10 protein-coding genes are annotated in these 12792 nt (G+C 46.4%); 4 read left to right on the top strand and 6 right to left on the bottom strand.

What is annotated here, in order from left to right; translation table 11 throughout:
* The first annotated feature begins 36 nt into the window (after positions 1 to 36).
* The 3 genes from pyk (at position 37) to NC996_RS06740 (ending at position 3657) form a co-directional block, all read left to right on the top strand.
* Positions 37 to 1821, top strand: a complete 1785-nt coding sequence (gene pyk, locus NC996_RS06750; protein WP_190689493.1) for a pyruvate kinase — start codon at positions 37 to 39, stop codon at positions 1819 to 1821.
* Between the two features lie 244 nt (positions 1822 to 2065).
* Complete coding sequence (locus NC996_RS06745) at positions 2066 to 3001, top strand: ABC transporter permease (RefSeq protein ID WP_190411445.1); 936 nt, start codon at positions 2066 to 2068, stop codon at positions 2999 to 3001.
* Positions 2998 to 3657 carry an HAD family hydrolase gene (locus NC996_RS06740; protein ID WP_190689490.1) on the top strand — a complete coding sequence of 220 codons (660 nt, stop codon included), beginning with the start codon at positions 2998 to 3000 and terminating at the stop codon, positions 3655 to 3657. The genes NC996_RS06745 and NC996_RS06740 overlap by 4 nt, the downstream gene beginning before the upstream one ends.
* Before the next feature lie 10 nt (positions 3658 to 3667).
* Here the strand turns inward: NC996_RS06740 and upp are convergent, their stop codons facing one another.
* The 4 genes from upp to NC996_RS06720 form a co-directional block, all read right to left on the bottom strand.
* The gene (gene upp, locus NC996_RS06735; protein ID WP_190426659.1) at positions 3668 to 4303 is read right to left on the bottom strand and encodes a uracil phosphoribosyltransferase; all 636 of its coding nucleotides are present in this window, start codon (positions 4301 to 4303) and stop codon (positions 3668 to 3670) included.
* Between the two features lie 272 nt (positions 4304 to 4575).
* On the bottom strand, positions 4576 to 5811 hold the full coding sequence (locus NC996_RS06730; RefSeq protein ID WP_190689487.1) for a URC4/urg3 family protein: 1236 nt from the start codon (positions 5809 to 5811) through the stop codon (positions 4576 to 4578).
* 72 nt (positions 5812 to 5883) lie between these two features.
* The gene (locus NC996_RS06725; protein ID WP_190689484.1) at positions 5884 to 7149 is read right to left on the bottom strand and encodes a GTP cyclohydrolase II; all 1266 of its coding nucleotides are present in this window, start codon (positions 7147 to 7149) and stop codon (positions 5884 to 5886) included.
* Positions 7150 to 7632: 483 nt separating this feature from the next.
* Complete coding sequence (locus NC996_RS06720; RefSeq protein WP_190411440.1) at positions 7633 to 8187, bottom strand: DUF2808 domain-containing protein; 555 nt, start codon at positions 8185 to 8187, stop codon at positions 7633 to 7635.
* Positions 8188 to 8713: 526 nt separating this feature from the next.
* Between NC996_RS06720 and NC996_RS06715 the strand changes: the two genes are divergently transcribed.
* Entirely contained in the window at positions 8714 to 10531 is a 1818-nt protein-coding gene (locus NC996_RS06715; RefSeq protein WP_190689482.1) for an iron uptake porin, read from the top strand.
* A 194-nt stretch (positions 10532 to 10725) separates the two neighbouring features.
* Here NC996_RS06715 and NC996_RS06710 read toward each other — a convergent pair whose 3' ends face one another.
* A complete protein-coding gene (locus NC996_RS06710; protein WP_190689480.1) occupies positions 10726 to 11826 on the bottom strand; it encodes an ABC transporter ATP-binding protein in 1101 nt (366 codons plus the stop codon).
* 150 nt (positions 11827 to 11976) lie between these two features.
* Positions 11977 to 12783 (bottom strand): carbohydrate ABC transporter permease, encoded by an 807-nt coding sequence (locus NC996_RS06705; RefSeq protein WP_347277800.1) that lies wholly within the window; start codon positions 12781 to 12783, stop codon positions 11977 to 11979.
* Positions 12784 to 12792: the final 9 nt, after the last annotated feature.

Genomic DNA, 12792 nt, shown 5'->3' with positions numbered 1-12792 from the left:
TACACGCAGTCCTCTTCTGTCCCTGAATTTTGCCCCATGCAACTGCGAAATCCCCAGCGCCGGACAAAAATTGTCGCAACGATTGGCCCTGCTACCAGTAGCCCAGAGGTCTTACGCGCTTTAATTGAAGCGGGTGCGACGACCCTGCGCCTCAACTTTTCTCATGGAACTCATGAAGACCATCAGCGGAGCATTCGCTTGATCCGCCAGATGGCTTTTGAACTGAATCAGCCGGTGGGCATTTTGCAAGATTTGCAAGGCCCGAAAATTCGTTTGGGACGGTTTGAAACGGGTTCAATCGTCCTGAATAAGGGCGATCGCTTCATCTTAACCAGTCACCCTGTCCCAGGCACCCAAGAAATTAGCTCTGTCACCTACGAACCTCTAGCAGATGAAGTTCCAAACGGGGCAACGATTCTCTTGGATGATGGCAAAGTGGAAATGCGGGTCGAGCAAGTAGACCCCACTGCGCGGGAATTGCACTGTCGCGTTGTCGTCGGCGGCCCACTTTCTAACAACAAAGGAGTGAATTTCCCCGGCGTCTATCTGTCAATTAAGGCGCTAACTGACAAAGACCGTAAAGACTTGATGTTTGGTCTTGACCAAGGGGTTGACTGGGTAGCGCTGAGCTTTGTCCGCAACCCCCAGGATGTGCTGGAAATTAAAGAGCTGATTTCTAGTGCTGGTAAGCAAGTGCCGGTGGTTGTCAAGATTGAAAAGCACGAAGCCATCGACCAAATGGAAGCGATTCTCTCGCTCAGCGATGGTGTCATGGTGGCTCGTGGTGACTTGGGCGTAGAATTGCCTGCGGAGGATGTCCCCATTCTGCAAAAGCGGCTGATTGCCACGGCGAATCAACTGGGGATTCCAGTGATTACGGCAACTCAGATGTTGGACAGCATGGTGAACAATCCCCGTCCCACCCGTGCTGAAATTTCCGATGTTGCCAATGCGATTTTGGACGGAACCGACGCTGTGATGCTCTCCAACGAGACAGCGGTGGGTAAATACGCCGTCGAAGCGGTGGAGACGATGGCGCGGATTGCCGTGCGGATTGAGCAAGAACAAATCGCCCGTAACGTCCGGGGCACCACTCGCTCGATCACGAATGCGATTAGTCAGGCGGTTGGTCAAATTTCTGAGCAGCTAGGGGCATCTGCGATTATGTCGTTGACCAAAAGCGGTGCCACTGCTCGAAATGTTTCTAAGTTTCGACCCTCTACGCCTGTTCTAGCAGTGACTCCCCATGTAGACGTGGCGCGGCAGTTGCAGATGGTGTGGGGCGTGAAGCCGCTTCTAGTGCTGGATTTGCCTTCTGCGGGTCAGACGTTCCAAGCGGCAATCAATGTGGCGCTGGAGAAACAGCTGCTGGCTGAAGGAGATTTGGTGGTAATGACTGCCGGGACGCTCCAAGGTATCTCTGGTTCAACCGACCTGATTAAAGTTGAGGTGGTGACATCCATTCTTGGAAAGGGAATTGGGATTGGTCAGGGATCGGTGAGCGGTCGAGCGCGAGTGGCTCGCACTGCCAGAGAGGTGGGCAATTTCAATCATGGGGAAATTTTGGTAGTACCGGGCACAAATGCCGATTATGTGGAAGCAATTCGCAAGGCATCTGGGATTATTACTGAGGATGAAAGCCTAACCAGTCATGCGGCGGTGATTGGCTTACGCCTTGGGGTGCCGGTGATTGTGGGCGTCAAGAAGGCGACGGAAATGATTCGGGATGGGGCGATTTTGACCCTAGATATGCAACGGGGTCTGGTTTACTCTGGTGCAATGGCAGGGACTTCTCAGACGACTCCGGCACTGCCAGTTTAAGTGCGATCGCGTCTGTTTATCTCTACATAAGCGATCGCGCTTTCCCCCAAACCTTCACAATGAGGTAAAGAAAGTAAGGATTTAATTTTTCCTACACGAGACAACAAAAAACATAACCTCCAGCCCCCTTCGCATCTCTCTTCCTGCTCCTAATAGGAGCGGGAAGAAGAAATTTTTATCTGCAAGGGATCTTTCTCCCCTTCCCTTGCAGGGGAGGGGTTGGGGGAGAGGTTCCTCATTCAGCATGGACACTCTCAACTTTTTCACCGACTATCTAATTGCTAGCCTGCGCCTCTCAGTACCATTAGCCTTTGCTGCCCTTGGTGGACTTTTTTCCGAACGATCGGGAGTGCTAAATATTGGACTAGAAGGAATGTTACTCTCCGGGGCATTTGCGAGTGCAGCAGGAGCATTTTTTACCGGCAACGTTTGGCTGGGAATGCTTTTAGCAATCGTCGTCGGGGGATTGGTCGGACTGCTTCATGCCTATCTGTGCGTTACCTTGCGCGTCGATCAATTAGTATCTGGACTTGCCATCAATCTTACAGCAGCAGGATTAACTTCTTTCTGGTCGCGTGTCTTATTTAATAGCGGTCAGGCGCAGCAACTACCAGGCATTCAAATTATCGGCATTCCCGGATTAAAGAATATTCCGATAATTGGGAATCTCCTCTTTCATCAAGACCCCTTAATTTACTTATTATTCCTGTTAGTTCCCCTGAGTACATACCTACTATTTCGTACAAGTTTAGGCTTATCTTTACGCGCCGTTGGAGAATATCCCCGTGCTGCGGATACTGCTGGCGTTTCTGTCACCAAGGTGCGCTATGTTGCAGTCACTCTCAGCGGCTGTCTCGCCGGTTTAGGAGGAGCTTATTTAACATTAGTTCACGTCAGATTCTTTGTAGAGGATATGAGTGCAGGAAGAGGTTTTATTGCCCTTGCAGCTTTGATTTTTGGCAGATGGCATCCCGTCAGTACGGCTTTAGCTTGCTTATTATTCGGTGCTACAGAAGCTTTGCAACTGCGAATTCAAGCTTTTAATCTGAATATTCCCTATCAATTTTTAGTAATGTTGCCTTATGTCATTGCCCTGTTGGCGCTAGTGGGATTAGCTGGAAAATCAACCCCTCCCGCAGCCCTCGGTGTTCCTTACATTCCCGAAAGTCGCGAACAATGAGTCGATATCAGTTAATTATTTTTGACTTTGATGGCACTTTAGCCATTACGCATCCGGCTATCATATCCTGCGTTATTAAAACCTTCCAGACATTTAACATCGACCCGCCAGATGAGGAACAGATTCGCTCAGTCATTGGCGTTACGCTTGCCGAGGCTTTCCCGATTTTCCATCCAGCGATCGCGCCCGAAGAAATTCCTACATGGATTCAAACTTACAGACACTTTTATCAAACAGAAGGTTTATTAAAAATCAATTTATTTTCGGGAGTGAAGCAAGTGATTCAAGCTGCATCTTCCGAGGGTTTGAACTTAGCAATTGTTAGCGTCAAACACACTAAGTTTTTAAAGCTTGCTGTAGAAAAGCTAAAAATTAATACTGACTTCGATCTGGTTATTGGCGATGACGGACAAACGCCAACCAAACCGGATGCAAGATTATTCCACTCAGTCATCCAGCCGATTTATCCAGACATCCAAAGTAACGAAGTTTTAGTATTTGGCGACAGTCATGTAGACTTAATGTTTGCTAAAAATGCTGGATTAGATGCTTGTTGGGCTACTTATGGCTATGGCGATCGCGCAAAATGTTTAGCACTTAACCCAACTTTTGTCGTTAACCAGATTTCCGAATTGATTTCAATCATCAAATCCTAAGTGCAAATCGCTACTTTGTCCCGTACAAGCGATCGCCTGCATCCCCAAGTCCTGGGACAATATAACCGTGTTCATCTAATTTTTCGTCAATTGCAGCCGTATAAATAGGCACGTCCGGGTGTTCGCGGCGTAAGTGTGCAATCCCCTCTGGTGCTGCCAGCAAGCACAAAAACTTGATTGACATCGGGCTAACTTCCTTAATTCTGTCAATTGCCGCGACGGCTGAATTTCCGGTTGCCAACATGGGATCGACAACTAAAATATCTCGCTGTTCGATATCATTCGGAACCTTGAAATAATACTCGATCGCCACATGAGTAGTCGGGTCGCGATATAAACCAATATGCCCGACTCTTGCGGAAGGAATCAGTTCCAAAATTCCATCTAAAATCCCCTGTCCTGCCCGCATAATTGAGACAATCACCATCTTCTTTTCAGCAGCCAGCATCGGTGCCAACATCGGGGCAATAGGCGTCTTAATTTCTTCATATTTTAGCGGTAAATCTCGCGTCACCTCGTAAGCTAACAACATCCCGATTTCTTTGAGGAGATTGCGAAATTTTCCTGTGCTAGTTTCCGTTTTCCGCATCAGGGTTAATTTATGTTGGATCAAGGGATGTTCGATTACAGTGACTTCAGCATTCATTAATAAATTCCTCTCGAAAGATGCACAAAGACAAAGCCTACCTACGCAGGCTTAAAAAATAAGCAAAAATTCCTTTTCACTTGAGTGCAATATATAAAAGAACCTCACCCCCAACCCCTCTCCGTGAACGGAGAGGGAGGAATATTTAACCCCTCTCCGTTTACAAGCAGGAGGGAATATTTAACCCCTCCCTGTTTACGGGGAGGGGCAGGGGTGGGGTTAAACCATACTGCATCCAATAGAGAATTGCTATATTCACCAGGTAATTTCTATTAAAACACGGTTCCATCACTCGCAATTTTAATTGGAGGAACGCCGCCTTCTCGTAATTGTGCGGCAATTTTTCTCCCCGCACTCCAAGTTCCTCCTTGTAAAACTTTTACTAGGGGTAATTCATCAGCAGTCATATTCAGCTTTTGTCGAATCGTTGCCGCAATTTTATCTAACAAACTAACCGTTAAAGCCCTCCATTCTACAATTACCTCAGAACCTACTGGATGACGTTCCTGCAAAACTGCTGAATCTTTGACTTGTAACAATCCAGTATCTAGACATAAACCGCCATTACGATATTCGGGCAAACCTGTAAGTTCCTCTAGTCCAGTGATTTTTAAATCGAGTTCCTGAAGGGGTTCTAAAAGAGAATACGTTAACCACTGGGAGAGTTTGTGAAACGGCACATAATTGTCGCTTTTCTTATCTCCCGATAAAGCTGAATGAATCCACACATCGCCTAAGTTTACCCCAGCGATCGCAAGTCTCCCCGACCAAATTTCCCCTAACCCCTCCAAAACCGCACTCAACACCTTACTCGCAGCCAGTTGTCCATGATTGCTGCTATCCCACAAATAATGGACTAGATTGCCAAGACGCGGGCTTTCGGTGCCAAAAAACTTAGGATTTTGAGCGAGGACTTGTCCCAAACGCTGTAGCAGCTGAACGCGCCCTTCCACCCCTACCAGGGGATTTTTTTCACTTACTTGGAAACCCTGCGCTAAAGCGTGTTCGGTTAACTTTAGGAGTCCAGCAGCATCTACCTGTAATGGTGATTTCGAGTGGCTAGAGAAAGCACCTTGAAAAAACATTCGGAAGCTAGCCACGGCTAAGCCTTCCGAACGCCGAAACACTTGTCCCGTTTCTGGTTCGCAATACTGCCAATGAGTGCCCGCGCCTGCATCCAGTAAAACGCTAAGAATCGCTAAATCAAACTTAACTTTCGCTTTTTCTAATCCAGTCAGTCTCGTTAAAGCTTGTTCAAGTTCCAAAAGACGAGGCACATTTCCGACTTCAAAATGTCGCCAGCGACTGTGAAAAGGAATATCGAGATCGGGATAATCATCGCGCATCACCCCGATAACGTAATCAGCGCATTTGTCTAACTGCGTTAAATCAACTCGAAAGTAACGCAGTTTGTCTTCACAGCCTAAACGAAAGAGGCGATCGCATCTTTCCCGAATTGCCGCCGGACTCCTCAAATATGCGATCGCTTCCGATTCAGAATTGTTCATAAACAATAAAAACGCAAAGATTAACTTTGCGTACCTTTGCGTTAATCTTTGCGTACCTTTGCGTTAAAAAATCTAATCTCCTAAACCCCGTCCCTTAATTTCTGCCAGAGTTGCCGCAGTGGGCACCTCTCCCGGCGTGTAGTAACCAGCGGCTTGCTTGGCAGCAATTTCCACCCACGCATCTTCTGGAATCCAATCATCGGGAATCGGGATGCGTTCGATTACTTCAATGCCAGAATTGGTAATCGCGTTGTATTTCATATCACTCATCGAAACCAAGCGATCAATTCGCGTAATTCCCAGCCAATGCAATACATCCGGCATCAGTTCTTGAAACCGCATATCTTGAAGTCCCGCCACGCATTCAGTCCGGGCAAAATAGGCATCTGCGCGATCGCCTCCTTCCTGACGCTTCCGGGCATTGTAAACTAAAAATTTAGTTACTTCGCCCAAGGCACGACCTTCTTTGCGGAAATAGACAATCACCCCTGCGCCGCCTGCTTGTGCTGTCTGGACGCAGACTTCAATGCCATGCACCAGATAAGGGCGACAAGTGCAAATATCGGAACCAAACACATCTGAACCGTTGCATTCATCATGTACCCGCACGGCAAGCAGTCGGTTGGGATCTGTAATTGCGGCGACATCGCCAATCAGATAAATCGTCGTGCCGCCAATCGGTGGTAAGAATACGTGTAAATCTGGGCGCGTTACCAATTCTGGGAACATCCCGCCTGTTTGCTGGAAGAGAATGCGACGTAAATCGCTTTCTTCAATGTTGAGTCGCTTGGCAATCCCTGGTAAATACCAGACTGGATCGATTGCGACCTTTGTGACGACTAAATTACCGTTATTTTTGATAATTTGACCGTCAACTTGCAAGCGCCCTTTTGCCACAGAATCTTGCAATTCCGGCATATTAATATGAGCTTTGGTGACAGCAATGGTGGGACGAATATCGTACCCCTCTTCATAAAATGAAGGGAAAACTTCACCCACAATTGCTCCAAATGGATCGAGTGAGACAATTTTGTTCGCATCTGCCCAACTGGGATATGGCCCAATGTGGACAACCGGAGAGGTATTGGTTAAATCGGCGCGGTGATTTGCCTGGAGTGCGCCAGATGCGATCGCAAGTGCCCGATAAACGGCATAAGATCCCGAATGCGTGCCAATTGCATTCCGTTGATTTGGGTTCGCTAATGTCCCAATAATGGGTCCTCGTTTAATCGGATCGCTTTCTCCCCAATGAACGGAAACGGATTTTTTACCCGATTTACCGGGATGGGATGTTAAAACAATATGCTTATGCGAAGATACTTTTTTTGGGTTTTCCATAAATAGCTCACAAGATGCACTCAAGATGTCGTCTAGGGCAATCTACGCAGGGAATTGGAAATAAGCTCTCATCATAGCAAGGGGATTTTGGCTCTCGGAGTATCCTGCACAGCCAAATCTGTTTGTGGTTGCTACCCTTTCATTTAGTATTATTTGCTACAAACTTATACAATTTCCAGATTTTTAAATTAACTTAATAGAAATCTAATCCTATCGCTATACTTCCATGAATTCATCGTATACAAACGTTTGTGCTTAACTTTTTTCTCCTGAGGTTTTTAGAGGATTTTCATCGCTAGTTAGGCTTTATGAGTAAGCTCGAGCGGCGCGATCGCGGCAGACGATCCCCGCACTACAATACAACGCCCATACAGAGAAATCATGCTTAACCGAGAATCACTATATTGTCAAGAATATTCACGAAAAAACCGCTAGAGAAAACTCCCCAGCGGTTGCGGCTTGGCTTTATTGATAATACAAACTTTACCGAGCATCAAAAAAGCGCAAAGGACCATAACCTAAAAATTGCTTTTCGGGTTTATCGCCTGTAGGAAACGCTGACACGCCAAAGTTATAAATCCCAGAAACACTAGGATTTTCAAAGGGTCCAATGGCAACCGTTACAGTTTGACCGGGTTGAATTGGGGGATCGAATACTAGGTCAACTTCCTGAGTTTTTTTGTCAACTTTTACTTCGCCCAACTTACAATTCTCTTTGGGTTTCTCATTGAGAAACGCTTTAGTTCTGGCAGAATCGAATTCAACTAAATTGCCACCATTTTGACGAATTGTTACTCGATTTAAAGATTGAGACGCCGTTTTTGGTAAGTTAAAAGTGAAGTAATAGCTTGCGCCTCTGAACCGGACGCTGGCTTGACTCGTTCTGGTATTACTTAATTGAAAAGGAACACCAAAAGAACTTCTGCCGTTTGAAAATTGAATCGCCTGCGCTGATGGATTGTTTACTCCAGAAGCGCCGACGCCAAAGGTAAGAGTGCCTGCAATTAATGCCAGAGACAATTGCTTAAGACGCTTCATTGTTGTGACCTCCTAGGGGTGCGAGTGTCTGGTAGATGCGATTCACGAACTTGGAAAGCTTTTCTAAAGGGAGAGCCATTTACGGCAAAGCGATCGCGTATATCATCTTCAACAATTATTCATGAAAATGATAAGTAACAATGCTACCTAAGAAGGATGCTTTATCTTTCTTATCTTTTTTATAGCAAAGAATTTTAAAAGTAGCTCCGCCTTGAACATATAATTTTAAACCTTCATTTAAGATTTGAGCGATCGCTCCTAATAATTCCCTTCAGATTTGTGCAGTTCTCATTCGCCGCTTCTAAGTTTACAGAATGTCAATAACTGCATCAAATCAGCTAAAAATCGGAAAATAATAGATAAAATCAAGCTACAGATTAATTTTTAAAGCGCGGTTGAGCAAAGCTGAGAACAACCGAGTTTTAACCTAACTACAAAAGATTTTGAAAAACTAGGGAGTTTTTCACAGGTTGTCTTTGCCGACTCAGCGCTTTCACCAGCGTGTATACAGGTGTGCGGAGGAACTATGTTTAAGCTATTCCGGGCTTTAGGACTTGGTATAGGCATCTGGGGTGTCGCTTTGCTATTGTGCAATCGTGCCGTTGCTATAGAAGCGATCGCCACAGAAATTGCCAATACCGAACCTAATACCACTTCCTTAGAAACAATTGCCTCATCTACCCCAGAAACCCTGGAGTCACCAGGAGCAAACAGCACCGAGCTTGCACCAATAGATGTCAGCATAGATGTCAGCTCAGTTGCCGTTCTATCTGAGCCGACTCGTGCCGCTACCGATACAAATTTACCGGAAGCACCAGTTATTGAATCAGTTATTGAAACAGAGTTAAGCGAAAAAGCGACAACAATAGCGCAAACCCCTGACGACTTGGAGCCAACCAGCCTAGATGAGCTAGAAGCTGACTCGATGGAGCAAGTCACTTCCGTCACTCAACTTTCCGATGTGCAGCCGACAGACTGGGCATTCCAGGCGCTGGAATCCCTAGTCGAGCGCTATGGTTGCATTGCAGGTTATCCCGATAGCACCTTTAGAGGCAACCGCGCACTCAGTCGCTATGAATTTGCCGCCGGGTTAAATGCCTGTCTCAATCGAATCAATCAACTCATTCAAACCTCAACTGGCGAACTTGCCAGCCAAGAAGATTTAGCGACGCTGCAACGATTACAAACCGAATTTGCACCAGAACTCGCAACCTTGTTAACTCGTGTAGGTAACTTAGAGGCATCCGTTACTCAGTTAGAAGAACAACGCTTTTCCACGACAACTCGACTCCGGGGAGAAATCCTGTTTGCCGTCAGTGGAGTTGGTGGCGGCGAAATCAACAACCAGGATGTCGATGCGAATGTTGTCCTCAGCAACCGAGTTGAATTGAATTTAGATACCAGTTTCTCTGGTCAAGACTTGTTGAGAACCCGATTAGCGGCTCAAAATACGCCTAACTTTGCAGAAGTCACGGGAACCAACTTTGCCAAACTCTCATTCACCGGAAACAACGAGAATGACATTCAACTTGGCGCACTGTTCTATCGGTATCCGGTGACAGAACAAGCGATTGTTTACTTTGGACTGATCGGGATTGGCTTTGGTGATTTTACGCCTACCCTCAATCCCTATGTCAACAATTCTCTTCTTGCTGCCGTTTCTAACTTTGCCGGAGAATCGCAGCTATTTGGGCTGAATGGAGGCACGGGGTTTGGTTTAGAATATCGCATTAGTCGAGCGGTGCGGCTGTCTTTGGGATATCTCGCATCGAACACCAATCAAGCGGAAACGGGTCTATTTGGGGGTCGTTACGGCGCGATCGCTCAAGTCACTTTATATCCTACAGACAGTCTGAGTGTGGGTTTGACTTATATTCATTCTTATAACATCGTCACTGGCAAAGGCAGTCGTAACGCCGAAGACCCTTTTAATGGTGCGAATCTTTCTACCAATGCTTATGGATTGCAAGCCTCCTACCAAGTCTCCCCTAACTTCAACATTTCTGGCTGGACGGGGTTAATTAATGCTCGTGCCGAATCCGAACCGAATAAAGGTAGCGATGCCAAAATCTTTACGTGGGCTTTAAGCTTTGCTTTACCCGATGTCGGTGGACTCGGTAATCTGCTCGGATTCGTGATTGGTCAACCGCCTAAAGCGATTGAAAATGATGTTGTTGGGCGCGAAGATCCCGATACCTCCTTACATTTAGAAGCCTTTTACCGCTATCAACTCACTGATAATATTGCGATTACCCCAGGATTCTTTGTAATTACAAATCCCGAACACAATGCTAACAACGATCTAATTTATGTCGGCACCGTCCGCACCAGTTTTGTGTTTTAAGAAAGTGTTTTAATCCTGTTACCATTCTGAGCATTACCGAAACGCGATCGCGTTTTGGTGCGTAGCACAGGCAAGCTCTGTAGAGTCTTCGCAGATGTAGGGGCATAGCAAAGAGTCAGGGAAACAATCCCCTGGCTCTTTGACCGAGTCAAACAAAAATTTTTTCTGATTGCAAAATGAACCTTTACGGGTTCCTAACGCCCAACCGCAAGCGGTTGTCGTCTAAAAACAGCATCTCCCGTCTGCACATCAAACCAGTGGATATTCTGAAGTGGCAATGCCAGTGTTATATCTTCGCCACTCCAGCGCCGATCCGTCGGTAACAAGGTACGAATTGTCGTGGGTTCGCCAGCAGAACCCTCAACCCGTACGCTTACTAAGTTGTTCATCCCCAAGTTTTCTACCAAAAACACCCGACCCCGAACGGTGTTTCTATCTTCAGGTTGTGCAATGCGAACATTTTCCGGACGAATCCCCAACACAATCTGCGGCGGCACGGTTGGAACTTCCGGCAGCGGGATTCTAAAATTCCCTAGCATGGCGGAATTTCCCTGGCAAGGCAGCGTTAACAAATTCATTTGGGGACTGCCCACAAACCCAGCCACAAATAGATTTGCCGGATTATTATAAATACGTTCGGGGGGGTCAAGTTGCTGCACATCGCCCTTGTTGAGAACAGCGACTTTGCTAGAAAGCGTCATCGCTTCTGTCTGGTCGTGGGTGACGTAAACAACTGGAACGTGTTGAGATTCAAATAATTGCTTAATTTCAGCCCTGACGTTTTCCCGCAACAGCGCATCCAAGTTACTGAGGGGTTCATCTAATAAAAAGACATGAGGGCGGCGTACCAAAGCCCGTGCTAGGGCGACCCGCTGGCGTTGTCCGCCAGACATTTGACCCGGTTTGCGGCTCATTAATTCGTCTAATCCCAATACTCTTGAAGCTTCAGCAACCCGTTGTTTAATCTCGTCAGAGGGTGTTTTTTGCAGTTTAAGACCAGAACCGATATTCTCGTATACGGTCATGTGAGGATAAAGGGCATAGCTTTGAAATACCATTGCAATGTCGCGATCGCCCGGTCGCAAGTTTGTAACATCTTTATCCCCGATCGAGACCCGACCGCGAGTGGGTTCTTCCAAACCTGCAATCAACCGCAGAATGGTAGATTTACCGCATCCAGAAGGCCCAAGTAACGTGAGAAACTCACCATCTTCTACGCTCAAACTAACGTCTTTGACCGGGATGACTTTGGGATTATAGGTTTTATTTAAGTTTCGGAGTTCGAGTCTAGCCATGATTTTAAACAGGTTGAAGGTTGAAAGTTGCAGAAAGTTGAAGGTTGAAAGTTTTTTTTACCTCGGTTTCTGGCTCAGTCTGAGAAAAGGGATGATTTTTAAGGTTGAGTGATTCATTCATTCATCACTCAAAACTCAAAATTCATCCCTTTATCCTTTAACAGCACCCGCTGTTAAACCTTGGACAATCTTGCGCTGGAAGAACAACACCAGTAAAACTAGGGGCAAAGTTCCCAAGACCGTCGCCGCAGCAATTGGCCCGTATGGAATTTCAAATAGCGACGCACCGCCTAATTGAGCCGCCCCAACCGGAATCGTCTTCATATCTTCACGAGTAATAAAGGTGAGGGCGAAGATAAACTCGTTCCAGGCAAAAATAAAGGTGAGAATCCCAGTTGTTACCAAAGCTGGAACCGTCATCGGCAGTAAGATTTGCGTCAGCATTTGGAACGTATTATAGCCATCGACTTTAGCAGCATCTTCCAAATCTTTTGGCAATTGCTCGAAAAAGCTTCGCAGCACTAAAATCGTCAACGGTAAATTGATGGCGGTATAAGGAATTATCAGCGCCAAATAGTTGTTACCCAAGCGAAATGCCTGGACAATTTCTAACAGTCCCAAGAACAACAAAATTCCAGGGAATAAAGTAATGATGAGGACACCAGCGAGGATAACTTTGCCGCCCCGAAGATGCAATCGTGCCAGAGCGTAAGCAGCGGGTGCCCCAATCGCTAAAGCCAGAGCGGTGGAAGTAATCGAGACGAAGGCACTATTTAAGATGTAGCGCCAAAACGGACGACGAACGAATAACTCAACGTAGTGAGCGAGGGTGTATCGAGTGGGAAAATAGACCGTGGGAACAGCGGCAATATCCTGATTGACCTTGAATGAAGTCAGCAATTGCCATAAAACTGGCGCTAGGCAGAAGATTACTACCAGGGCAACTGCCAGGGGCATGAAGATTTT

Source organism: Trichocoleus sp. ST-U2, assembly GCF_039961875.1.
GTDB lineage: Bacteria > Cyanobacteriota > Cyanobacteriia > Cyanobacteriales > FACHB-T130 > FACHB-T130.
Note: the sequence above shows the minus strand (reverse complement) of the source record. Positions and strands in the feature narration are given on the sequence as shown.

What these genes read in the sequence shown, in the direction of transcription:
- pyk (WP_190689493.1), top strand. Translation starts at nt 37, where the DNA reads ATGCAACTGCGAAATCCCCAGCGCCGGACAAAAATTGTCGCAACGATT.
- NC996_RS06745 (WP_190411445.1), top strand. Translation starts at nt 2,066, where the DNA reads ATGGACACTCTCAACTTTTTCACCGACTATCTAATTGCTAGCCTGCGC.
- NC996_RS06740 (WP_190689490.1), top strand. Translation starts at nt 2,998, where the DNA reads ATGAGTCGATATCAGTTAATTATTTTTGACTTTGATGGCACTTTAGCC.
- upp (WP_190426659.1), bottom strand. Translation starts at nt 4,303, where the DNA reads ATGAATGCTGAAGTCACTGTAATCGAACATCCCTTGATCCAACATAAA.
- NC996_RS06730 (WP_190689487.1), bottom strand. Translation starts at nt 5,811, where the DNA reads ATGAACAATTCTGAATCGGAAGCGATCGCATATTTGAGGAGTCCGGCG.
- NC996_RS06725 (WP_190689484.1), bottom strand. Translation starts at nt 7,149, where the DNA reads ATGGAAAACCCAAAAAAAGTATCTTCGCATAAGCATATTGTTTTAACA.
- NC996_RS06720 (WP_190411440.1), bottom strand. Translation starts at nt 8,187, where the DNA reads ATGAAGCGTCTTAAGCAATTGTCTCTGGCATTAATTGCAGGCACTCTT.
- NC996_RS06715 (WP_190689482.1), top strand. Translation starts at nt 8,714, where the DNA reads ATGTTTAAGCTATTCCGGGCTTTAGGACTTGGTATAGGCATCTGGGGT.
- NC996_RS06710 (WP_190689480.1), bottom strand. Translation starts at nt 11,826, where the DNA reads ATGGCTAGACTCGAACTCCGAAACTTAAATAAAACCTATAATCCCAAA.
- NC996_RS06705 (WP_347277800.1), bottom strand. Translation starts at nt 12,783, where the DNA reads ATGCCCCTGGCAGTTGCCCTGGTAGTAATCTTCTGCCTAGCGCCAGTT.